Genomic DNA, 23,777 nt, shown 5'->3' on the forward strand with positions numbered 1-23,777 from the left:
TGTTTGTTATGCTGCTTCTTCCAATCCCCACCGCCGTAATACTTTATTTTCAATCCGCTGAAAAACAAGCTGATCTACCACGGAGCCAATAACCCCGATGATCACGATAATACCAATGACAAGACTCATATTATTAAAATCGGATGCATAGGAAAGCGTATATCCTAATCCCGGTCCAGTACTTAACAATTCAGCAGCCATTAATGCACGCCAGCTAAAAGCCCACGCTAAACGTACGCCTGTTACTGCATGCGGAATCGATGCCGGTACCACAACATGGAAAAACAGATCCACCCCGGATGATCCCATGGTTCGAGCTGCTTGTAAGTAAATTGGCGGCACGTTTTTTACACCTGTTCGCATGTTCATTGTCATCACAAAGGTTCCCCCAATAATGACAACAAAAATAATCGACGTTTCACCTAAACCAAACCAAATAATTGCCAGTGGCACCCAGACAATACTTGGTACACTTTGTAATGCCAGAATCATAGTACCCAGTGTTTCATCCGCTGTTTTTATACTAGCAAGAAAGAATCCAAGTCCGGTGCCGACCAGAATCGAGATGATCAAGCCGATGATGAGATGACGAAAACTGGCCATCAAATCATAAACAAGTGTCATATCCTTAAAGCCTGAATAAATGGCTTCAAAAACAGAAAGCGGGCTCGGTATCATCGATTCAGGCCAAATGTGAAGGAGAACAATTCCTTGCCAAATAACAAGCAGTAACACAAAAAAGATGAGGCGTTTAATGGCTACCCGCATAGTCAAGCTCCTCCTTCATTACCTGGTCAATTTCTGTTTTTAAAATCGCCATGATCTTTTCTTCCCATTTTGCCATATCCTCCTGTTGTCTAGGACGATCAAGTCCTATGGCGAAGTCCTGGATAATCCGTCCCGGCCGAGCTCCCATAACCAGCACCCGGTCAGACAACTTAATCGCCTCGCGGATACTGTGTGTGACAAATATCACCGTTTTTTTCGTTTCCAGCCAGATTTTTTCAACCTCATCCTGTAAGACACTTCTTGTTTGCTCATCCAACGCGGCAAATGGTTCATCCATTAATAACACCTGCGAATTCATAGCCAGCACCCTGGCAATCGCCACCCGCTGCTGCATCCCGCCAGATAACTCATGAGGGTAGTGATTAGGAAAGTTACTGAGCTGTACCATCCGCAAATATTGATTTGCTGTATGCACCTGCTCTGTTTTGCTCATTTTCTTCCGCAGTGGAAACATGACATTTTCTTTGACACTCATCCATGGGAATAATGCTGCTTCCTGAAAAACCACCCCCCGATTCGGATGAGCTCCATCAATTATTTCGCCATCTAAGAAAATCGCTCCGGATGTTGGGTTTTGCAGCCCGGCAATCATAGATAACAATGTTGACTTTCCACATCCCGATGGACCCAATATCGAAACAAACTCTCCTTTCTTTATGGTTAGCTGAATATTATCCAGCACCTGTAACGGGTGTTCTTGCTTATTCGGAAACTGCTTAGATACAGCATCGATCGTCAACTCCATCGTATTTCACCTCGATTAAAGTAAATAATTCTCATAAATTTAGTATGAATTAAAATGATTGTAGCATGCTTTGGGTATTTTTCCAATAGATTTTTGCCTATATTTTGTGAAAGCAAATAAAATGCTGTGCATTTTCATTTGAAATTGGTATGATTAATTATATAGTAAACCACTAGGAATTCATGTTTTTGATAAAAATTCATGAGCAAATAAGGAGCGTGAGTTAGAATGACCATTGCGCAAAACATAACGGAACTCATCGGGGAAACACCTGTGGTCAAATTAAATAGGCTGGTTCCCAAGGGGGCTGCTGCTGTTTATGTAAAGCTTGAATTGTTTAATCCGAGTAAAAGTGTCAAGGACCGTGCCGCTTACAATATGATTAAAATGGCTGAAGAAAAAGGGATACTGAAGCCTGGGGCAACCATTATCGAGCCGACCAGTGGCAATACCGGAATCGGGCTGGCCATGAATGCCGCCGCAAAGGGGTATAACGCTATCATGGTAATGCCCGATAACAGCACGGCAGAGCGTAAAAATATCTTAAAGGCTTATGGGGCAAAGGTTGTTCTCACCCCTAGCGAGGAGAAGATGCCTGGTTGTATTAAAAAAGCTTTGGAATTGCAAAAAAAAATTCCCGGCAGTTTTATCCCGCAGCAATTTGAGAACGAAGCGAACCCGGATATCCACCGAACAACAACTGCACTCGAGATTTATGAACAAATGAATGGAGAGCTTGATGCTTTTGTCTGTACGGCTGGAACCGGAGGAACGATTACGGGAACCGGTGAAGTGTTAAAAGACAAAATCCCAGGCTTAGCGATTACAGTAGCTGAACCTAAAGGATCACCCGTGCTTTCTGGTGGAAAACCTGGACCGCACAAGCTGGTTGGCACAAGTCCTGGATTTGTACCGCAAATCTTAAATACCTCCATTTATGACGAAATTATGCAAATCGAGGATGAAGATGCGATTCAAATGTTCCGGCAGCTGCCACAGCAGGAGGGCATCTTTATCGGCCTTTCCGGGGCAGCAGCTGTTTATGCCGCCATTGAAGTAGCTAAACGAACCGGCCCTGGCAAAAAAGTGCTATCCATGGCTCCAGACAGCGGCGAGCGGTACCTGAGTATGGATCTTATTTAAAAAAGAGTGTGGAAGTTTGATTGAGCGTTCTTCCGGTTTGGCTGGAGTAGCGCACGGGTTCCGCACGTTGAGAGATACGGGGAACAGGTCATGTCCCGGCAACGCGGAACATTGTACCTGTTCCCCGTATCTCAAAATTCATGCTTGACATTTTCCTGCTTTGCCCGTATAGTAGGCTCTAATAATTAAATAAATTGAATTTTTTCTTATCCAGAGAGGTGGAGGGACTGGCCCTTGGAAGCCTCAGCAACAGACATGTGTACTGTGCTAATTCCAGAAGCGTTATGCTGAAGATAAGAAGAGCTGAAGCTGTTGGTATCAGGCTCTCTTCTTATTTATAAGTGGAGAGCTTTTTATTTTACCAAATATATAACCAAGTATTAAGGGAGGAAAACATCATGTCAAAGCGCAGTTTGGAACAACGTTTGGAAGAAGGTACGGTTATTGCCGGAGAAGGGTATCTATTTGAATTGGAACGCAGGGGGTATTTACAAGCGGGTTCATTCGTACCGGAAGTTGCACTGGATAATCCGGAAGCACTTAAACAGGCATACCGGGACTATATGAATGCGGGCTCTGACGTTGTATTGGCATTTACATACAATGCGCACCGAGAGAAAATGCGCATCATTGGCAAGGAGAATCTGTTAGAACCGTTAAACCGTAACGCCATTCAACTAGCGAAAGAAGTTGCCAAAGAGCACCCGGTTGAAGAAGCTCTTGTAGCCGGGAACATCTCCAATACAAATATATTTGACCCGCAGGATCCAGCATCAAAGGAACAGGTCCGAAGCATGTTTGCCGAAATGGTGTCATGGTGCAAACAAGAAGATGTCGATTTCATTAATGGAGAAACTTTTTACTATTACGAAGAAGCGTTAATTGCCTTAGAGGAGATTACCAAACAAGGATTGCCAGCCGTCATCACTTTTGGACTGATGGGTGAAAATATTTTACGGGATGGCTACACGGTTGAAGAAGCCTGCAAACTTCTTTCTGAAAAAGGAGCACTCGTTGTTGGCATGAACTGCTTCCGTGGACCGGATACCATGCAGCCGTACCTTGCCAGTATCCGCAATCATGTCGAAGGATATGTTGGAGGGTTGCCAATTCCATATCGGACCAGTGAAGACCATCCAACGTTCTTTAACTTACCCGATGGCGGATGCAGCTGTCACTTGCCATTGGAAACAACATTCCCAACTGCGCTTGACCCGCTCTATCACAACCGGTATGAGCTTGCAGCATGGGCAAAGGAAGCAAAAGACATTGGTTTAAATTATATCGGTTTATGCTGCGGGGCGTCTCCCGCTATGTTACGTGCAGTGGCGGAAGCGGTTGGTTTAGAAACTGTTAATTCCAAATATTCCCCTAACATGGAAAAGCACTTTTTATTTGGAGAAGATAAGACGTTGAAAAAGCATAACTTGGACTATCGATTGAAGGCTTAAGTTTATGTAAACAAGGCGATTCATATCATGTATTATACGCAATACATGATATGAAATCGCCAATCCATCCAGAATAATACAAAAGAAAGAAAGATTTTATTGAATTTAACGAAATTGTCGGTGGTCGTGCGGTTGCCAAACCTTCCGTATAGTAACAGTGAATTCAGCAGACAAGAACTAATTGATATCGCATTAAAGGTTGTCAATGAAGCTTTGGCCAAACAAACCAGAAGACTTGGTTGTAACCACACATTTATGCCGGGGAAATTTTCAATCTAATTGGGCATTTGAAGGCAGTTACGCCCAAATCGCACCAACCCATTTGCTAAGGAAAACGTAGATGGCTTTTTCCTGGAGTACGATGACGATCGTTCAGGCTATTTTAAACCGCTGGAATATATCCCAAAAAATGATCCGCGGGTGGTACTGAGAATTTTAACTTCTAAAAGTGGGGAGCTTGAGGTTAAAGAGGCACTCAAGGCATGGATTCAAGAAGCTTCTCAGTATGTTCCGCTCGAACAACTATGCTTAAGTACTCAATGCGGTTTTTCATCAACACACCATGGGAATAAACTAACCGAAGATGAACAGTGGAACAAGTTAGCATTCGTTGTTGAATTAGCAAAGGAAATTTGGGTGTAAAGTTTAAAGGGTCAATCTCTCGTATTACACGAGTGATTGACCCTAATTATTTCCAAACACACTGGGATAGACGAATAAAAATTACTATTTTAAACCGGAGTAATGCAGGAAATAGCGACTTTCAATTTTTAGTTATAACATTTAACGGTGGTCTTATCTGCTTTACGGACAGTTGTGCCGTTTATCGGCGGCTTTACCACTTTTATCAGCGGTTTTGTGGCTTATCGCGACTCGCTTTCCAGCCAGTAGCCCAGCAATCAAGTGGTCAGCCCCCACCGCTTTAACGCGTTAATGCAGTGGGGATTGACCCCATAACACTCGGATAATCCGGCTCTCTCACGTTCTGTTATTGATGAATTGGAATTTCCTTATGACCCCCATCTCTAACAGGAGGGGGGGATAAAGTAATGATAAAACACAAAATGCGAAAAAAATTGAGTACTGAAATGAAAATAATTGAATTTTGCTAGCATCTCTATTTTTTTTCATATACTTTTATTGCAATATATGAAATTATGGAAGCAATGAACATAACAATTCCAATTACAAGAGTAAAATTTACTACAGAGAATATTGAGGAATCATTACTTTGATAATTAAGATAGGATACTATTGTTAACAATGTAGCGATTAATACATTTCCGATTAAATATCTTTTAAACGATTTTATCGAAGGCTTCATAATTTTCATCCTTTCAAATTATTAGACTCTTTTATCATACTATGTTATCGTTTACTTATAAGGTCAAAAGACTAAAATACTAGGAGGCTAATTGTGAAAAGAAAGATTATCGTGTCGATCTTGTCCGTAATGCTTATGTCTAGTACGTTGCTTGTTCCTGTTTGTTTTGCTTCTTCTAATGATAATGATGAAGGAAAACAAGAAAATTTTCAACCCCAATCTACAATGATTGATGTAGGTAAACCAATTGCTGAAACTGGTTATCTTTCAAATTATCAGCTTGGAGAAATGCTAGATCAGAGGAAAAAATCAGTAGGTTGGTTTTCTATTATCTCTGGAATGGCGTCTTTTATTAAACCTTTTGCTATACCTGGTGCTGCGAGTTCCATAGCAGCAACATTGAGTGGTATGAGCGATAGCAACCTTGATACAGCATATAAAAATGGTCAAAATATATATTTTGCTATATTAAACGCTAATGGTGAACCGACAGGAAGTTTATCTAAAGAATCTGTTGTAATACCATCTAGTACTCCGATTCAATTTATTTATCGACCATAAGAAAAAATAGTTTGAATTTATGATAGACCTACTATCATTTGTATAGTAGGTCTTTTAAATTTTTGTTATTTTATGAGATCCCCATTTTATGATAAAATTGAGAATGCACGCGGCGGGTAAATCACGTTGCATGTAAAAACCCTCCGTGTACCAACTTATTCCCGCACCTGGCCGTTTCCATAAATATAAAATTTACTTGATGTCAACGCACGTAATCCCATCGGTCCGCGAGCATGCAGTTTTTGCGTACTGATACCAATTTCAGCCCCAAAACCAAATTCAGCTCCGTCGGTGAACCTGGTTGAAGCGTTATGGTAAACAGCCGCCGCGTCGACCTGCTGCTGAAAACGTTGGGCATGTGCGGTGTTTTCGGTAATAATTGCTTCCGAATGTTTGGTGCCATAATGGTTGATATGTTGTATTGCTGCTTCACAGGAATCAACCTGTTTCACACTGAGGCAAAGACCAAGATATTCCTTGTGCCAGTCTTCCTCCGTTGCTCGTTTTGCCTGAGAAAATAGAGCACAAACCGCTTCATCTCCGTATATTTCTACCCCATTTGCTATCAGGGTATCTAACAGGCCGATCCCATTTTCCGTAAGCCACTTCTCGTGGATCAACAGTGATTCAACTGCATTACAGACGGATGGGCGCTGCAGCTTGGCATTCAAAACAATTGCTTCTGCCATGCCCGGATCCGCTGTTTCATCAAGATAAATATGACAATTTCCAGCTCCAGTTTCAATTACTGGTACCGTTGACTCTTTTACAACCGTATCAATTAAACTTTTCCCGCCACGAGGAATCAACACATCCAGAAAATCATTTAAGTGAAATAATTCTTTTGCCGTCTCCCTGCTCGTATCCTCGATTAATTGCACGGCATCAACCGGCAAAGCACTTCTTTCGAGAGCATGATGGATAATGGCAACAAGCGCTTGATTGGAAAACTTGGCCGAGGAGCTTCCCCTAAGAATCACAGCATTGCCTGTTTTTAGGGAAATAGTTGCAGCGTCTACGGTTACATTTGGCCTGGCCTCATAAATCATCCCGATAACACCAATTGGAACTGTCTTTTTTAGCAGCTGCAGACCGTTTTCCTTTTCAATGATATCTAGCGTGTCACCGATCGGATCCTTCAACAGCACCAATTGGCGAATCGCCTGAGCCATGTCGTTCACGCGGGCTTCATTTAGCATGATTCGATCAAGCATGGCATCTGATAGCCCCTTTTCCTTCCCCGCTGCAAGGTCACGTTCATTTTCTACCAGGATTACAGACTTTTCCCCTAAAAGTTGATCAGCAATCAATTCTAATGCTTGATTGCGTTCTTCAGTTGTAGCAGTGGTTAACGCAAAACTTGCCTGTTTGGCTGCTTGCCCTTTTTGTAATACTTCATTCATATCAATCCCTCCCTGATTTTTGGTTCAGTTACCCAGCCATCGCGATGAATGACCTCAACAAAGGGTGCCATCAACGTTTTCCCCTCAATAACGTGCCTTAATTCGTCAGACGAACAGCTAACCTCTCCTTTACCAAGCAACCCTCTTGAACCATATACTCGCACCACATCCCCTTTTTGAAATGTTCCTTTCAATTTAAAAATACCCGCCGGCAGTAAACTTTTTCCGTGAAACAAAATTGCTTCTTCGGCTCCTTGGTCAACGTAAATATTCCCTGTAGTCTCCGAGTGAAGGGAGATCCATTGTTTCCTTGTATTTATCGATCGAGCAGCATCACCGGTAATATACGTGCCATCCCCATTCCCGCTCAGCACCTCAAGCAATTTATGTGGCCCCTCGCCTTGGCCAATAAATACCGGTACACCTAGGGATGTCGCTGTTTTTGCGGCCAACAGTTTTGACTTCATCCCGCCTGTTCCCACCTTGGATCCTGTATCACCAGCTGCAGCTAACATGGATTCTGTAATGGTCTCCAGCACATCAACCCGTTTGGCCTCTGTATTGGTTAACGGGTTAACATCATAAAGTCCATTTATATCCGTTAAAATGACTAACTGATCCGCATGCACAAAACCACTAACAAGTGCAGACAGCATATCATTATCACCAAACGTTAATTCCTCAACAGACACGGTATCATTCTCATTAATAATTGGAATCATTCCCCGTTCTAAAAGCTCCTCCATCGTGGCAAAGGCATTCCGATATCGTTTACGGTCGGAAAAATCAGTCCGGGTTAATAAAATTTGTGCTGGTTTCAAATGATAGGCAGCGAACTTTTCAATATAGGATTGAATTAATAAACCTTGGCCAACCGCCGCTGCTGCTTGTTTGCCTTTAATCGTGACCGGCCTTGACGCATACCCCAAACCGGAGAATCCAGCCGCTATTGCACCGGATGAGACAACGATTACCTCATGGTCGGCCTTTCGAAGGGCAGCGAGGGCGGCAACATGATCGTCCAGTTTGTGGTGATCAATTTGTCCGTTATTATTTGTTAGCGAGCTGCTGCCGATTTTGACAACGATTCGTTTCTTATTCATGCTGTCACACCTACTTTTTTACAATATACAAAAAACCCTTCCATCCCAAAAACAAAGGACGAAAGAGTATATTCCGCGGTACCACCCATTTTGAATGTATGCACATTCCACTTTTCTCCTTTAACGCAGAAGGTGGCGCCCATGTTTAAAAAGAAGCGAAAATTGAGCACTTTTCTTAAATGGGACTCCAAAGGCAGGTTCAATGACTTGATAGTGACGAAATCTCTCAGCTTATAAATCTCGCTCTCTCACACCTCAGCAGGTCACATACTAATCCTTTGTTAACGTTCACTTTATTAATATTATATCTATTATGAACAGGAACCTCCCGCATGTCAAGGATTGAACTGAATGGATTATTGCTTTCGATCGATCACTTTATTTTCCATTTTACCGATACTGTCAATTTCAAGGATTACGGTATCGCCCGCTTGTAAAAACTGCGGCGGGTCCATCGCAAACCCAACACCATCCGGGGTTCCAGTCATAATTATATCCCCCGGTTCCAACGTCATAAATCCCGAGATAAATTCAATTAAAAAAGGAATATCAAAAATTAGTTTGCTTGTATTAGAGTCCTGACGCTTCTCACCATTAACAAATGAACGAATTGACAAGTTATGCGGATCCGCAATTTCATCGGCGGTAACTACCCACGGTCCAATTGGGGTGCTCCGGTCATGCGACTTTCCTTGCAGCCACTGTGGCGTCCGCTTTTGCAAATCCCGTGCCGATGTATCATTGCCAATCGTGTAACCGGCCACATATTGGAGTGCATCTGCTTTGGTAACTTTCGATGCTTCTCTGCCAATAACAACCGCTAATTCAACTTCGTAATCCAATTTACTGGTCACAGCAGCTTTTTCGATTGCATCTTGCGGACCAATTAACGCGTTCGGAAATTTCGCAAATAACACCGGGATTTCTGGAATAGCACTTTTCATTTCTTCTGCATGATCCGCATAGTTTTTGCCCACGCAGATGATCTTGGATGGCTTAGAAATCGGTGTCCCCAAGCTGACCTCACTTAACGCAAAACTTAGGCTTTCATCTTTATGAGCGGCCAAATAATCATATACCTTTCGTGCTTGATCCATGGCGTGTTCGCCCAAAGTGAAAAATAAGTTCGGATCGGCTGGAAGCAACTGATCCAGCACCCTTAATGCGCCATGATCCTGTCTGGATTGTAATAACGAGTTCAATCCTTCCTGTAAATCAACTACCCTACCATCGATCACACAGCCCATTCGATATGCACCTGGTTTGTTGTTAAATTTATAACTTACTAATTTCAATTGATCCACCTCACTAGTTATAGAATAGTAAATGATTGTTCACGTTTGCGTATGGACATGTTCCTAACAGAGCCATTATACTGGTATTAAAAACACAGGAGGCACAAGCAATGGAAAATTGGGAGCAGCAGGTAGCCCGAATATTAGGGGTCCCTGTTACCGGCATCGAAAAAAATTATTATGGCAAAAACCAGACGGATGTTTTACAAGTCAACGAGGAACAGCTTCTCACCTTCTACGATTATTTACGTGATGAACTAACCCTCCCGTTTTTTGTGCGAATAGACGGAGCCAGTGTTACCTGCTTACGGTTGGAAGCCGAAACAGAAGTTGACGTATCTTACGGGATTAGGATGGAATGTGAAAAAGAAGGAGAAAAACGATTCCTGCCATTATCCGACTTAATTGTAGTGCCGTCAGATACGAATGCTATCCCGATTCAGCTCTATCAAGCCTGGTTGAAAAACCACAGGTGACTTAGCATGCTTGCCAGGTATTCTTTTTAACAGCATTGACGTGAAATGCAACCTTCCCGCCATGCTCAGTCCGTTTTATTTCCCCAATTGATTCTAGATAAATTAACCGCGTCAGGATTGCCATAAAGGAACTCAGTTTGAGACCGGGCGCAATGGTTCCATACACTTCATCACATACCTGCTGTGCTGTTTTACACTGTCCCGTTTTCAAAATCTGCAGCACTTGCTCCAGACGATGATCATGCCGGCTTCTAATCTCATTAACCCGTTCCTTCACCCGTTTTATTGGCTCGCCATGTCCTGGTAATGCCAGTGCAGCCGGATAGTTAGCCATCAGATCTAAGGAATCGTAATAATCCTTAAGTGGATTTTCTTCCCTCCCCTCCCATAATCCGATCACAGGTGACACATTTTGTAAAATATGATCCCCAACAAGCATGATTTGTCGGTCTTGCTGATAAAAACAGAAATGATCTGGTGCATGCCCAGGCGTCCAAATCGCTTCATAGATATCGTTACCCAATTGGATAGTGTCATGATTTTGATATATTCCATCCGGTTTAAAGTCATATATCAACGAATGATCCCGCCGATTCCGAAGCACGGGTCCACCATGTTTATCTACCAATTGGACCAGCCGCCCATCTGCATCTGTCTCACAGAAATACTGCATTTCCTGATGGCCTAGATCTGAAACAATAACGGGCACACCAATCTGCTGCTGAAACCATTTCGCCAAGCCAATATGATCCTGATGAGTGTGAGTTAATACAACCTTTTCCAACTTTAATCCAGTTGCCAATGCCTGCTTCCAGATCGTTCGTGCTTCCTTTGAATCGACCCCTGTATCAATAACCGTATAACCATGCTCACCTTCCAGCAAATAACAATTCACCTCGCCCATGCCCCCTGGAAAACGAACAATTAATTTATGTATTCCTTCTGCAACTTGCTCCAGCATGTCACTTGCCCCTTTATTCCGCCTTAACAGGCATTAAGACCCCCGCTTCAAGATTTTGAGGTGAAACTAAAAAAGATAAGTGGGGTCAACTGCCCGTAAAGGTCTGATTCTGTTCAACTAACATTCAGTGGGGGAGAAAGAGAAACCCCCACTGAATGAAGTTTCACTTTATTTACTCAAAATTTCTAAATTATAATAAGTTTACCTGTTAATAATTTGGAATGCAAAGACAATGCATTTTCATATTTTAAAAGGAATGGGAGATAATGAACACTTTGTTCACTGTCAATCAAGAAAACAATACTGTCCGAAGCAGTGTGAATACTGTCCGAATTCGATGATTTACTGTCCAAATGAAAGCAAATACTGTCGGAACAGCGAATTTTTCTGTCAGTACAGATGAATCATTCGTAACAAAAAACCCAAACAAATTCAAATTCCAATGGATGAAATTTGCTTCATTGTTTGGGCCCAGCCTATTATATCATTCTTTGGTAAATACCTTCGTACTTCTCACCGTATCAATCGGACGCACCATTTGCTCAATCTGTTCCCGCTTCGGTTCTAAAAATGGTGGCAGCGACAGCTTTTCCCCAAGGGTTTCATATGGCTCATCCCCCATGAACCCTGGTCCGTCAGTTGCCATTTCAAAGAGAATATGTGGGGCAACATTGGCATATAGCGATTCGAAAAAGTGGCGATTGACATAGCCTGATGTTTGGAAGCCAAAGCTTTGCATTCGCGTGATCCATTCCTCAAGCACCGAACGATCTTCGACACGAAATGCCGCATGGTGGACCGTACCATAGCCTTGACGCGCTTGCGGGAGAACAGCATTATACTCAACAATGACCTGTGCCCCGTTCCCACCTTCACCAACTTCAAATAAATGGTATGAGCCTTCTTTAGCAACTTCTTTAAATAAGAGAACCTTTTCCATCATTTCTTTAAAGTAATCAACGTTAGCGGTACGAACAAAAATTGGTCCCAAGCCGGTGATGGCATATGCTAGAGGAATTGGACCATCTTGCCACGGCGTACCAGAAGCAACACCAGCATTTCGTTCATCGGAAATCAATTGGTACCGCTGGTCATCAAAATCAACAAACGCTAATGTCTTTTTACCGAATTGCTCACAGATTCCGTCATGTTTCACCTCTAACCGGTCAAAACGCTTCACCCAATAATCAAGTGCCGCATCTGTTGGCACCCGAAAAGAGGTTTTAGCAATTTCATCGGTACCGTGAACTCCTTTTGGAATCCCCGGGAAATCAAAAAACGTCATATCTGTACCCGGACCACCCGTATCATCCGCGAAAAATAAATGATACGTATGGATATCATCCTGATTAACCGTTTTTTTGACCAAACGCATACCTAGCACATACGTAAAAAATTCATAGTTTTTCTCTGCACTGCTAGTGATCGCAGTGACATGATGGATCCCTTTTAAGTGGTTCATATTTACTGCCTCCATTTATTTACGATTATTATTTGTAATTAAGTTATTTTGAATTCAAGATAAATGATAGCATATGTAGTGCGAGAAAGTCAAAATACAAGCTTACGAAGCCCTGTCTTCTGGATATTCTTCCGTGCATGAATACCACAAGATGAATGATCGAAATAGAAATGGAGGCAAAGCAAATGGAGAGTGGAACTGGTCCGATTCGCGCGGGAACCAGCGCGAAACGTGCGACAACTGGCTGGATTCGTGCGGGGAACTTGGACCGGAGGGGCTTACGGCACGTTAAGACGAGAAAAAATCATGGAAAAGAAGGAACTAAAGATGGTCCCCTCTCCCTTAGTTCCACCTGCTTCGAACGAACTTACACTGGATTGCAGTTCATGATCTATTTGCAACCATTGATTATCAATTACCGTTTAGATCCTTGTTAACCAAAGCATCCTTCAATTTTCCTAACTCTTCTTCGGTCAGAGTCACACCTTTTCCCATCTTTTCTTTATCAGGTGCCCAATCGCGGATATCATACTTTGGATCGCGACCATTCCAGCTAATGAGATTAAGTTCCTTTGTCCATCCTTTTGGAGATTCAGAAAGTACTGCAACGGTCTCGACAATGTCGTATTTAATATCTGCCATATATAAACAACCTCCCTAAATGATTTGGTTATCTAGCTTCATTATAAGGGTTCTTAGACGAAACACAAATCATCAAAATGCGACTTTCCAGCTGTTAAAAAGACAAAATCCGCCACAACTGTTCGATTTTAAACATTATCCTGAGAACATATCCCCATTTTTATCTTTAAGGTAAAAAAATAAAAAATAGGTTTTTTTGTTCACGGAAAGAAGGGTTTAGAATCTGTCTTTATCATTATTGATACTGCAAATCAACTGGCCTCTGTCCAATTAATTTCTCATTTTTGTTATTTCAGTCAATAATTTCAACACCACCAAAGACAGCTAAATAGTTCACTGTTAAAACAGGAAAACCTGTATGATCATCTCCACGTTTTTTCGTTTTATCCTCCCAACCGCCAAGAATCGGAATCCCTTTTACCTCCACTTGTACATTTTCAGGAATATAAAGGTTAACCCCGCCAAATATCGTTGTTAAATCGAGTGAAGCCCCTGTATCAGCAATGGTAGCGTCTCGTAAATCAATCTCTGCGCCACCGAATATCGCGGTAACGCTTCCACCTTCAAAGCTTTGCGATTGACTTCTTACCTCTGTTCCAGAAAACAGCAAAAAATGATGGATCTTATTTTTGGAATCAACGGGGGTTTTTTTATGATTCACGCGTGAAAAAATAAATACAAAACCAATCACAATTAATATTAGTGGCCATAAATATTCTGTCAGATTTATATCGACCCATTGTTTTACTAAAAAGAATCCACCAATTAGTATGAACAAGAACCCTGAAATCATTGTGGAATATGTACGATTAAAGAGTTGAACAACACCAATGATAATAAAGATTAGCGGCCACCAGATGGAGAGTATATGTGAAAAGTCTAATATGTTCGCCTGTTGCATTAAAAATCCAAAGCCGAACACTAGAAAAAATAGACCAATCCAGTTCTTTCTCGCCATTCATTCCCATCCCTTCTATTTGAAATCGAAATTGTATATAATATTATGTCTATTATATCATATAGGAATTCATAACGGTATGAACATCTTTGTTCATAATGACGTTTTCCTATATAATGAATCAAAAAGGATGGATGAATACAAATGGTACATAATAATAATCTGGGCAATCATAATGAATCTAGTAATCAACTAAACTGTGGCCGCTTAATTGTCAAATGTCCGGACAGACCTGGGATTGTAGCGGCAGTTTCCCATTTTTTGTCTGCTCGGGACGCAAACATCATGGAATCAACACAATATTCCAGCGATCCGGAGAATGGCACTTTTTTTATTAGAATTGAATTTTTCTGTGATGGATTAAGACGCAAGCGAAACCAATTAGAACAGGATTTTGCCGAAATAGCGGATTCTTTTTCTATGGAATATCACTTTACATACAGAAATGAGCGTAAACGTTCGGCTATTTTTGTCTCAAAAGAAATTCATTGCCTGATGGAGCTGTTATGGGAATGGCAAAATGGCGACTTGGATACGGAGATTTCACTGGTTATTAGTAATCATGAGGAAGCTCGGTCGGTTGTCGAGCCACTTGGAATCCCATTTTATTATATTCCGGCGAACAAAGATATTCGCCAGCAGGTTGAACAGAAACAAATACAATTACTTGAAAGTCATCAAGTTGATCTGATTATTTTAGCACGCTACATGCAAATTTTAACACCGGGATTTGTCGAGCGTTTTCCAAATCAAATCATCAACATCCACCATTCGTTTCTGCCGGCGTTCATTGGTGCCAGACCTTACGAGCGGGCTTTTGATCGTGGGGTAAAACTCATCGGGGCGACATCACATTACGTCACCAATGATTTAGACGAAGGCCCGATTATTGAACAAGATGTGGAACGTGTGGACCATCGCAATCAGGTCATCGATTTAAAGAAAACCGGTCAAAAAATCGAGCGTCGTGTCTTAGCCCGTGCCGTAAAGTGGCATCTGGAAGACCGCATTATCGTACAAGGGAACAAGACAATCGTATTTCAGTAGATAGGATAACATGAGCACATCACCTTTCCGCTTCCGAATGGATAATGCGTAAACAGCCATACTAAGAGAAACTTAGGTAAGGAGTGGTGAACATGGGTGAATACAGTCATTTTCGCGTTGGACAAAAGGCTCCAAACAATGGAATTTACCGGGAAATTGGCGAAGAGGGAAGCAATGTCAATGATCCAAAAGTCGTTAAGCTAAAAGCAGGAGAGAAGTTCCCGCAGAATTCAAACCATGACCGGGTTTGGACATATGAAAAAGGATAAGGTACTTCAGCCATATGATCAGCTAGTCATATGGCTGTTTTGCCTTTAACTACTATTAATAGATAAAATCAATCCACGCCAGCCTCCAGTATAGCGAACCGCCCCTGATCACAATCGATCTCCGCCATCGCACCATATGGCAAAATAAACTTTGGCTCGGTATGCCCAAAATTTAAATTGTAAAGAATAGGTAAATCCTCCAATTGATATTCCTGCATAACCATTAGAATTTCTTCCTTATACGCTTCGTAAAACTGCTCATCTTTCGGCTTACCAAAAATAATTCCCTGCGCCTGTTGCAGAATACCTTGTGCAGCATAGTTCCGCAGCCACTTCCTTAGCATATCTGGGCCGGGCTTTTCCTCGGACGTTTCAAAGAACAAGATACTATCTTGCCAATACCGTTGATCCGGCCAAAGAATGGTTCCTTTTGCAAATTCCAATACCTCTATACAGCCACCAATTAGCCTTCCATGTACACGGCCGACCCCTTGCAGAACTTCATATCCCGTATTTTGCTGCATTATTCGTTGTTGATGCTTATTTTCCTCCAGCCATTCCAAACGCTCACTGGTCCATTGCTTTGCTGGTTGGATATTTCCAATCGAGTCATTGGAAAAAAGTATCCGCTGTACCATTTCAACCGTATAATCGTCCATTTTCACGTTCTCAGCAAAATCAGTTAATATCGCTGGTCCATAAAACGATGAAACTCCCGCCTTATGGCAAAACAAATGCGAAATCGTCACATCGGAATATCCCATAAAAATTTTCGGATTCTCCCGGATTACCTTAAAATCGATATATGGTAACAAGCGAATGCTTTCTTCCCCACCAATGTTTGCAATAATTCCTTTGATGGTGTTATCTTGGAATGCCTCCATTAAGTCCGCAGCCCTTGCTTCAGGGTGCGCGTAAAGATAATCGCCGCCCATTAAACTGTTTTTCATGGAAACAACCTGTAAGCCGAAAACCTCTTCCAGCCTTTTTACACCTTGTTCGTATCGCCATTGCAACTCCGGCTCACCAGCTCCTCCCCATGACGGACTAACCGTAGCCACTTTGTCCCCATGTCGCAAACGTTCTGGTTTTTTTAACATAACAAACACCTTCCTTCATATGTTCCCTTCATTTCGATATCATGATAATAAATTCCTTTATTATAGCAAATTTCCATCGCATCAATCCTCTACATTTTCTTGCACACCCTTTCTGATATTGTTAACTTATCAAAATCAAAGGAGGAACAACACATGAAGAAATTTACGTTTATGGCATTATTTTTAATCTTATCCCTAAGCATCCTTTTAGCTGCATGTGGTGAAAGCGCAATCGAGAAAGCAGATGGCAAAACCGATGATTCCAAAGCCTCGGAGGATAAAGATAAGGGAAAAGAAGAAAAGAGCAAAGACAAAGAAACAGAGAATCTAAAAGTGGGAGAAACAGTAACATTTGACGGTGTCGACATTACATTAAATGAAGCACGAATCGAGCCTGGCGGAGAATTTGATGAACCAGAAAACGAGCAATTCATTGTGGTTAACTTAACTGCCGAAAATAATACGGATGAAGAAGTCACGATGAGTTCAATGATGAATGTTGAGTTGTACGATGATGAGGGATATAATTACTCCACAACCATTTTAACAGAGGGAGCAAAGGGACAATTCGACGGTTCCGTTCCTGCTGGTAACAAACTGCGTGGTGAAATACCATTTGATGTTCCGAAATCAGATGCGTATGAACTGCATTTCAGTGACCCATTTCAGTCTGGTAAAGCTATTTGGAAAATAACTGCTGACGAACTAAAATAATGGATACCCAGAATAAACATAAGCGTTCTGTTATCATTAAACAGAACGCTCATGTCTTCTTTTGAAAATTGATAATTAAGTTATTTGATTTTCCAATCCTTATTCCTAAAACCCCCAATAAACATTCATGTTTCTCTTCATTTCAGAAAAAATCGGGTATACTGGAAATTGAAAGTTCATATAATAGTAAAAACCATAGACGTAAGGGCGTCTACGGCATAATAGACCGAACCCCATCAAGAGGGGCAGCGCAGATTGGATAAATAACCCCTTACGCCTGATATGAGGGGTTATTTTTTATCATTCTTTTCGGACATCATAAACGCCACCAATATCCCAACATATTAATGACGTGTGAAAAAGATCTTAAAATGGGATACAAAACATTCATGGTATTTAATCATCTTGCACACTTTAAACGAACAATATAATTTGCAATCGTTTTAACACCACACATTTTTCTATTAGGGACCCGATTGTTCAATAACAAATTGGCGTTTTTTTATTCAACATTATCCATATCCCCTATAAACACGAATGAATTCCATCGGTGAGGATGCCACCAGATAGCTATACAACCCGCTGTTGGTATGTAAATATAACAATCCGCCCTGATCCCCCATTTTTCTGTAAGATATATCCAGTATCTCATGTAAGGGAAAATCATATTTTGCCGTGACAATCCGATCCTGATACAAATGCATGCTTTCCACACGTTTATATTCCTTTTTTTCAAGGCCGGTGACGACTCTTTCAACGATCTCATACATTTGAGTAGCTATCGGATCCATGAAATTCCTCCAAAATGGTTTCCCTGCATTAGCAGGCTTGATTAGCTAAAGGTTCTGAAAAAACAGGCGAATAACATCCGCGCCACCGATAAATGTTCCAAGCGAGCTGCCGAGGTTCGCTAATACCACAATCAATAAAATACGCGTTACTTTATTATGCCAAAAACCTTTAAAACTGAATACATCCTCGGATAACGTTTCAAAATCCCGCACATGCGGTCGTCGAATAAGTGCCTGTACAATCCCCGCAAACCAACCTGCAGCGATCAATGGATTCAGCGATGTAATTGGTGCTGCGATAAAGGCGGTAATAACGGTGAGCGGATGTCCCAACGCAACAATGACCCCAAGTGCAGACAATGAACCATTCCACAAAATCCAACTAATCGTCTGCTGCCACCCGGCTGCAGGGTTCGCTAAGAAAGTATAGACGATTAGTGCGATAATTAAAATCGGTATTGACCAGCCAATGATCTTCGGGACCTTGGACTTTGGCGGACGTTCCGATAATTTGTGCAAATCATGGTCTTTATGTATTTCCTTTGTAATTCCCGGAACATGGGCAGCCCCAAGGACCGCAATAACCTTGTTTCCCGGGGCGTCTTTTATTTTCTGGGCCAAATATTGGTCTCGTTCATCAATTAATGGCGTCTTTAGCCGTGGAAAACTATCGGTAAAATCATTTAAAATGGAGTTAATCGTATCCTGCGTTTTCATCTTTTCCAATTCTTCTTCACTGATGCTTTCCTTACTAAAAATACTGCCAACAATTTGCATGAGAAGTGTTGCTTTTCCTTTTAGTCCGATGTTTCCCCAAATGCGGGAAAAGGTGGTTTGGATATTTCGATCAGCTAATACCAACTTGGCATCAACCTCTTCGGCTGAATGTATTCCCTGAATCATTTCTTGACCAGGGTTAATTCCAAATGACTTAGCCATCCGTCGTTGAAAGGAAGAAATGGCAAGATTCATCAGGAGTAATGTTGCTTTCTTATCTTTAATTACCTTAAAAATATCCGTATCCTGCCATTTATTTCCCTCGACAATGGATTGGTAACGCTGCTCATCCAATTCAATACAAACGGAATCCGGACTTTCTGCTTCAATCACTTCCTTGACCTGCTCGGCACTGTTTTTGGAAACATGGGCCGTCCCGATTAATATAAGTTCTTTATCATATATATGGAGCCTTGTAATATTTTCCTCTGACATGGGTACCTTCCTTCTACTTACAGCATATATATCATGATAAACTAGTTACATGAAAAATAGAATTAATTTCTGCTATTTTATCCATTTTGGACGGCGGATTTTAATCATCTCTATTCCAGCATGAGCTTTATCCCGCCTTAACGGGCAGTAAAACCCCCACTGAATGAAGTTTCACTTTATTTACTACCACGTCTCAACCAGGCCATTGCCAAGAAACCCGCTCCAACGCCAATCGTTCCCCCAGCGCCTGGGTTATCAAATAGCATGCCAATTCCCGACCCAAGGACAACACAGCCAATGAATGCCAATCCGCTATTACCATTATAATTCATATGCAACCCCCTTTTTATTCTTTATTTCTCGTACGAAACAAATCAATTACTGTTTTATACTTATCAATCAATTTTTTTCTCAACAAACGAAATTGACTCGGGTTTACGTACAAAACACAAGACCCCTGCCACTAGATAAATTAGACATTGAAACGCTCCAACAGTAAACAACAACCAGCTGCTGATAACCGTTGCTGCAATAAAGAATGACCCAGCTAAAGTTGGCCGTTTATATACATTAAAGACCCCAATCAGTCCAAGTATGAAAGAAATCAAACAGCTAATGATCGGTATCCAAAACAATTGGATAAACATGTATAGAGCCTTACCGATGTCATCAAAAAATGGGATACCAATCTCATCTATGAAAGTCGGATTACTAGATATAATCGTCATCATAATTGTGCCAGCAATCCAAATTAATCCATCAATTGAAATAGCAACGATTCCGACAATCATCTCAGGTATCCGCTTCAATCCCCCACACCTCCTTGACGCTTTTTGGCGCAGCATTTTATTACACCTTGCAGACCGTTAAACTTCTATTATTCATTATACACAATACATACGAACGATGACAGATTAGTTCCAATGAAATGTGTTTTCCAACAAAACGTCTGTTGAAAAAGAAAAGCTAAACCGACTTTAGATAATCAGTTTAGCCTCGATACTCATTTTTGTGCTTACGCTTGGCAACAAATTTGCGAATAATAGGATAAATAACAGGTCCAAATTTGATTAACGTACGAATGAGACGTCCGATCATAATCTCCTCCATGAAATAAGTGAATTACGTATTATCATCCCACATTCTATAGATTTTATGAATGTTCTCTGGATAAACAAAAGGTTAACGTATGTCCTTCGTTATCGCGCGTCCTGTCTGCCGTCCAGTAAACAGGCAGCCGCCAAGGAATGAGCCTTCCAATGAACGGTATCCATGCACGCCGCCGCCACCGAAACCGGAAACCTCCCCAGCCGCATAAAGACCTGGTACAACATCTCCCGTGTTATTTAGAACGCGTCCCGATAAATCGGTTTGCAATCCTCCTAATGTTTTTCGGCTTAAAATATGTAAGCGAACAGCAATCAATGGTCCATTTTTGGGGTCAAGGATTTTATGTGGGGAAGCAGTACGAATTAATTTATCTCCCAAATAGTTACGGGCTCCGCGCAATGCAGTCACTTGCAGATCCTTTGAAAACGTGTTGTCCAGCTCCCTGTCTCTTGCCTGGATTTGCTGTTCCACATGCGTCACCTTTAAGCGTTTTTCCCCGATCAACTTGTTCATGCCGATCACAAGGTTATCCATGTTATCTGCAACAATAAAGTCTTCCCCTTTATCCACGAACGCCTGTACTGGTCCAGGTGCGCCAGGCAATGCCCTGCCTAAAACTTGTTTGATGCTTTTGCCCGTCAAATCCGGATTTTGCTCCGAGCCAGAGAGTGCGAATTCCTTTTCAATAATTTTCTGGGTAAGGATAAACCATGAATAATCATAACCGGTTTTTTGAATCGCTTCCAGTGTTCCCAATGTATCAAAACCAGGAAAGTTAGGCGCTGGAAAACGGTTCCCTTCTGCATCAAGCCAAATGGATGAAGGTCCGGGTAGAATGCGAATCCCATGGTATGGCCAAATCGGATTCCAGTTTTTAATCCCTTCCGTGTAATGCCACATGCGATCACGATTAACAATTCGCCCGCCTGCTTTTTCGGTAATTTCCAGCATTCGACCGTCAACATGGGCAGGAACACCGGAAATCATTTGCTTTGGGACAGATCCAAGACGACTTGGCCAATTTTCGCGAATCATGTCGAAATTCGCGCCAATACCACCGCTTGAAACGAGGATCGCGTCTGCATGATAGGTGAATTCATCGATAACGTCGCGTGAACTTTTCTCCCCCCTGGCAACATTGCTTTCAACCAATACCGAACCCTTCACACCGATCACTGCACCATTTTTTGTGATCAACTCATCCACACAATGGCGCGGCTTATAGGTTACGATCCCACTTTGAATATGCTCTTGTACCCGGTGCTCAAACGGAGCAACGATCCCAGGACCAGTCCCCCACACAATGTGAAAGCGCGGCACTGAATTACCATGGCCTTCCGCAAGATAACCGCCACGTTCTGCCCAGCCGACCACTGGAAAAATCCGTACGCCCATTTGATGTAGCCAATCACGTTTTTCACCAGCGGCAAAGTCCACGTAGGCTTCTGCCCATTTCCGTCCCCAATAGTCTTCATCCGTTTCTCTGTCAAAACCAGCCGTACCAAGCCAATCCTGCCACGCCAAATCTTTTGAATCTCTGATACCCATCCGTCGTTGTTCCGGTGAATCTACTAGAAATAATCCGCCAAACGACCACCATGCCTGACCACCGAGCGAGCTTTCAGGTTCCTGATCCAGCAATAATACTTTTTTACCAGCATCGGCAATTTCTGCAGTCGCTGTTAGTCCTGCAAGTCCTGCACCTACCACGATGACATCGTAATCCATCACGATTTCCTCCTTTTCTAAATACCGTCCCTGTTAAATCGATACTACTTTCCACCCATTTATCTGGATAAACCTACCCCTTCCATATAAAGCTTGTTGGAGCCTATACGTATCATTCGATGGAGCTTGAAGCCGTTGCTTGTGTTAAAACTGATTCCTATTTTGTTTCTAATAGAAGACTTCTATCCAATTGGCGGGCAGAGTGCTGTCCAGACAGGGCCATGGTTATATCCAAGTCAGCAATTAAATTACGAAGGACTTCTTTGACTCCTTTTTCACCTGCTGCTGCCAGTCCATACATACATGGTCTGCCAACGAACACGGCTTTTGCGCCAAGTGCCAGTGCCTTCATCACGTCTGAGCCCCGCCGTATCCCGCTATCCATCAGAACAGGAATTCTATCCTCAATTACCGCGCAAATTTTCGGCAGCATATCTAACGCTGCAGCCGCGCCATCGACTTGACGACCACCATGGTTGGAAACAATAATCCCATCTACTCCATGTTCCAAGGCAAGTTTGGCATCATCCGGGTGAAGGATTCCTTTTAAAAGAATTGGCAGTTTGGTATGTTTCCGTAAAAAAGCTATATTGTCCCATGTTACACCTGTATTGCCAAACACTTGCGTCCAATGCATAATCGCTGCCAGCTGATCCTCTTGTGGCGATTTATCGAGTTTCGCACAAAAAGCCGGATCCGTTAAATAATTGCCGACACCTTCCCCCATCAAAAACGGTAAATATACATTTTTCAGATCATGTTCGCGCCAAGCCATCATTGGCGTGTCCAACGTCACTACAATAGCTGAGTAGCCGGAAGCTTCGGCACGTTGCAAGAAGCTCGCCGTAATATCCGGATCCCTGCTCCAATACAACTGGAACCAACGCTTGGCATCGCCCATTTCCTGTGCAATGTTCTCCATTGGTACTGTAGACGCAGAACTAGCAATAAACGGAACACCCAGTTCTTTACATGCGCGTGCCGAACCAAGATCGCCATCCTTATGAATGATTGATTGTACACCAATCGGAGCATGCAACACCGGGAACGGATAGGTATCCCCGAATAAGTCGACCGTCAAATCACGCTCGTCCACATTTCGCAGCATTCTCGGTACCAGCTGCCAACGGTCAAAGGCTTGGAGATTGGCTTGCATCGTTCGCTCTCCGCCTGCTCCTCCTGCCACATAATAAAACGGTCCATCGTCTAATACCTCCCGCGCTTTCTCCTCCCATTCTTCATAAACAACCGGAAGCCGATTGGGATCTGGGTCTGACATCGTTGAATATACGCTGAATTGAACATCATTACCGAAATTGGACATGCATATTACCCCTTTCAACAAATTTTTTTCTGAACCTGGTAAACAAAAATGAATGAATGGCCACTCACTATTCGTTGTAGCTCTAGCGAATATACCTATCGTACGTTTAAATGGTCCAGTCATATGTATATTTCTACATAAGGCAGTTGATTACCTCTGCTTTTCCGAA

Annotated in this window: 23 protein-coding genes, 2 pseudogenes and 1 riboswitch; of the genes and pseudogenes, 9 read left to right on the plus strand and 16 right to left on the minus strand. The window is 42.2% G+C overall.

The annotated features are described in order from the left end of the window. Positions 1 to 6: 6 nt before the first annotated feature. Complete coding sequence (locus tag WMZ97_RS11005) at positions 7 to 768, minus strand: ABC transporter permease (protein WP_343272131.1); 762 nt, start codon at positions 766 to 768, stop codon at positions 7 to 9. Next, a complete protein-coding gene (locus WMZ97_RS11010; protein ID WP_343272132.1) occupies positions 752 to 1,534 on the minus strand; it encodes an ABC transporter ATP-binding protein in 783 nt (260 codons plus the stop codon). The genes WMZ97_RS11005 and WMZ97_RS11010 overlap by 17 nt, the downstream gene beginning before the upstream one ends. A gap of 228 nt (positions 1,535 to 1,762) precedes the next feature. On the opposite strand from WMZ97_RS11010, the gene cysK reads away from it, so the two are divergent. The 4 genes and pseudogenes from cysK to WMZ97_RS11030 all read left to right on the plus strand — a co-directional run bounded on the left by cysK (position 1,763) and on the right by WMZ97_RS11030 (position 6,013). Continuing rightward, entirely contained in the window at positions 1,763 to 2,677 is a 915-nt protein-coding gene (gene cysK / locus WMZ97_RS11015; RefSeq protein WP_343272133.1) for a cysteine synthase A, read from the plus strand. 203 nt (positions 2,678 to 2,880) lie between these two features. Continuing rightward, positions 2,881 to 2,977, plus strand: a riboswitch (SAM riboswitch). A 98-nt stretch (positions 2,978 to 3,075) separates the two neighbouring features. Next, a complete protein-coding gene (locus tag WMZ97_RS11020; protein WP_343272134.1) occupies positions 3,076 to 4,128 on the plus strand; it encodes a homocysteine S-methyltransferase family protein in 1,053 nt (350 codons plus the stop codon). Positions 4,129 to 4,263: 135 nt separating this feature from the next. After that, a pseudogene (locus WMZ97_RS11025) lies at positions 4,264 to 4,770 on the plus strand (5-methyltetrahydropteroyltriglutamate--homocysteine S-methyltransferase); the annotation flags it as partial. Between the two features lie 775 nt (positions 4,771 to 5,545). Next, entirely contained in the window at positions 5,546 to 6,013 is a 468-nt protein-coding gene (locus tag WMZ97_RS11030) for a hypothetical protein (protein WP_343272135.1), read from the plus strand. 155 nt (positions 6,014 to 6,168) lie between these two features. Here the strand turns inward: WMZ97_RS11030 and WMZ97_RS11035 are convergent, their stop codons facing one another. The 3 genes from WMZ97_RS11035 to WMZ97_RS11045 all read right to left on the minus strand — a co-directional run bounded on the left by WMZ97_RS11035 (position 6,169) and on the right by WMZ97_RS11045 (position 9,814). Then, positions 6,169 to 7,416 carry a glutamate-5-semialdehyde dehydrogenase gene (locus WMZ97_RS11035; RefSeq protein ID WP_343272136.1) on the minus strand — a complete coding sequence of 416 codons (1,248 nt, stop codon included), beginning with the start codon at positions 7,414 to 7,416 and terminating at the stop codon, positions 6,169 to 6,171. Further along, positions 7,413 to 8,519: a glutamate 5-kinase gene (gene proB / locus WMZ97_RS11040; protein WP_343272137.1), complete on the minus strand. Its 1,107-nt coding sequence runs from the start codon at positions 8,517 to 8,519 to the stop codon at positions 7,413 to 7,415. The genes WMZ97_RS11035 and proB overlap by 4 nt, the downstream gene beginning before the upstream one ends. A gap of 356 nt (positions 8,520 to 8,875) precedes the next feature. Next, on the minus strand, positions 8,876 to 9,814 hold the full coding sequence (locus WMZ97_RS11045; protein ID WP_343272138.1) for a fumarylacetoacetate hydrolase family protein: 939 nt from the start codon (positions 9,812 to 9,814) through the stop codon (positions 8,876 to 8,878). Positions 9,815 to 9,924: 110 nt separating this feature from the next. Here WMZ97_RS11045 and WMZ97_RS11050 point away from each other — a divergent pair, with 110 nt between their 5' ends. Then, a complete protein-coding gene (locus WMZ97_RS11050) occupies positions 9,925 to 10,290 on the plus strand; it encodes a hypothetical protein (RefSeq protein WP_343272139.1) in 366 nt (121 codons plus the stop codon). A 1-nt stretch (position 10,291) separates the two neighbouring features. Here WMZ97_RS11050 and WMZ97_RS11055 read toward each other — a convergent pair whose 3' ends face one another. Further along, entirely contained in the window at positions 10,292 to 11,251 is a 960-nt protein-coding gene (locus WMZ97_RS11055; protein ID WP_343272140.1) for an MBL fold metallo-hydrolase, read from the minus strand. A gap of 484 nt (positions 11,252 to 11,735) precedes the next feature. Beyond that, a complete protein-coding gene (locus WMZ97_RS11060) occupies positions 11,736 to 12,713 on the minus strand; it encodes a ring-cleaving dioxygenase (protein ID WP_343272141.1) in 978 nt (325 codons plus the stop codon). A 151-nt stretch (positions 12,714 to 12,864) separates the two neighbouring features. Here WMZ97_RS11060 and WMZ97_RS11065 point away from each other — a divergent pair, with 151 nt between their 5' ends. Further along, a complete protein-coding gene (locus WMZ97_RS11065) occupies positions 12,865 to 13,005 on the plus strand; it encodes a hypothetical protein (RefSeq protein WP_343272142.1) in 141 nt (46 codons plus the stop codon). Between the two features lie 119 nt (positions 13,006 to 13,124). Here the strand turns inward: WMZ97_RS11065 and WMZ97_RS11070 are convergent, their stop codons facing one another. Beyond that, positions 13,125 to 13,355, minus strand: a complete 231-nt coding sequence (locus WMZ97_RS11070) for a YdbC family protein (protein WP_343272143.1) — start codon at positions 13,353 to 13,355, stop codon at positions 13,125 to 13,127. Between the two features lie 292 nt (positions 13,356 to 13,647). Continuing rightward, positions 13,648 to 14,313, minus strand: a complete 666-nt coding sequence (locus WMZ97_RS11075) for a LiaF transmembrane domain-containing protein (protein ID WP_343272144.1) — start codon at positions 14,311 to 14,313, stop codon at positions 13,648 to 13,650. Positions 14,314 to 14,457: 144 nt separating this feature from the next. Here WMZ97_RS11075 and purU point away from each other — a divergent pair, with 144 nt between their 5' ends. Both purU and WMZ97_RS11085 read left to right on the plus strand, forming a co-directional pair. Then, a complete protein-coding gene (gene purU, locus WMZ97_RS11080) occupies positions 14,458 to 15,360 on the plus strand; it encodes a formyltetrahydrofolate deformylase (RefSeq protein WP_343272145.1) in 903 nt (300 codons plus the stop codon). Between the two features lie 92 nt (positions 15,361 to 15,452). Further along, positions 15,453 to 15,629, plus strand: a complete 177-nt coding sequence (locus WMZ97_RS11085; RefSeq protein WP_343272146.1) for a YjzC family protein — start codon at positions 15,453 to 15,455, stop codon at positions 15,627 to 15,629. A gap of 68 nt (positions 15,630 to 15,697) precedes the next feature. Here the strand turns inward: WMZ97_RS11085 and WMZ97_RS11090 are convergent, their stop codons facing one another. Continuing rightward, positions 15,698 to 16,729 (minus strand): S66 family peptidase, encoded by a 1,032-nt coding sequence (locus WMZ97_RS11090; protein WP_343272147.1) that lies wholly within the window; start codon positions 16,727 to 16,729, stop codon positions 15,698 to 15,700. Between the two features lie 153 nt (positions 16,730 to 16,882). Between WMZ97_RS11090 and WMZ97_RS11095 the strand changes: the two genes are divergently transcribed. Beyond that, entirely contained in the window at positions 16,883 to 17,443 is a 561-nt protein-coding gene (locus WMZ97_RS11095; protein ID WP_343272148.1) for a DUF4352 domain-containing protein, read from the plus strand. A 512-nt stretch (positions 17,444 to 17,955) separates the two neighbouring features. On the opposite strand, the gene WMZ97_RS11100 is transcribed toward WMZ97_RS11095, so the two are convergent. From WMZ97_RS11100 to WMZ97_RS11125, 6 genes and pseudogenes are all read right to left on the minus strand, one after another. Then, positions 17,956 to 18,234 carry a hypothetical protein gene (locus tag WMZ97_RS11100; RefSeq protein WP_343272149.1) on the minus strand — a complete coding sequence of 93 codons (279 nt, stop codon included), beginning with the start codon at positions 18,232 to 18,234 and terminating at the stop codon, positions 17,956 to 17,958. A gap of 45 nt (positions 18,235 to 18,279) precedes the next feature. Next, entirely contained in the window at positions 18,280 to 19,446 is a 1,167-nt protein-coding gene (locus tag WMZ97_RS11105; protein WP_343272150.1) for a TraB/GumN family protein, read from the minus strand. Between the two features lie 176 nt (positions 19,447 to 19,622). Then, on the minus strand, positions 19,623 to 19,778 hold the full coding sequence (locus tag WMZ97_RS11110; RefSeq protein WP_343272151.1) for a hypothetical protein: 156 nt from the start codon (positions 19,776 to 19,778) through the stop codon (positions 19,623 to 19,625). A 63-nt stretch (positions 19,779 to 19,841) separates the two neighbouring features. Continuing rightward, a complete protein-coding gene (locus tag WMZ97_RS11115; protein ID WP_343272152.1) occupies positions 19,842 to 20,255 on the minus strand; it encodes a DUF4064 domain-containing protein in 414 nt (137 codons plus the stop codon). A 373-nt stretch (positions 20,256 to 20,628) separates the two neighbouring features. Beyond that, a pseudogene (locus WMZ97_RS11120) lies at positions 20,629 to 22,296 on the minus strand (FAD-binding dehydrogenase); the annotation flags it as partial. A gap of 145 nt (positions 22,297 to 22,441) precedes the next feature. After that, positions 22,442 to 23,608, minus strand: a complete 1,167-nt coding sequence (locus WMZ97_RS11125) for a lactate 2-monooxygenase (RefSeq protein ID WP_343272153.1) — start codon at positions 23,606 to 23,608, stop codon at positions 22,442 to 22,444. Positions 23,609 to 23,777: the final 169 nt, after the last annotated feature.

Origin of the sequence: Lentibacillus songyuanensis, from assembly GCF_039548255.1 — a bacterium.
Lineage (GTDB): Bacteria > Bacillota > Bacilli > Bacillales > Amphibacillaceae > Lentibacillus_C > Lentibacillus_C songyuanensis.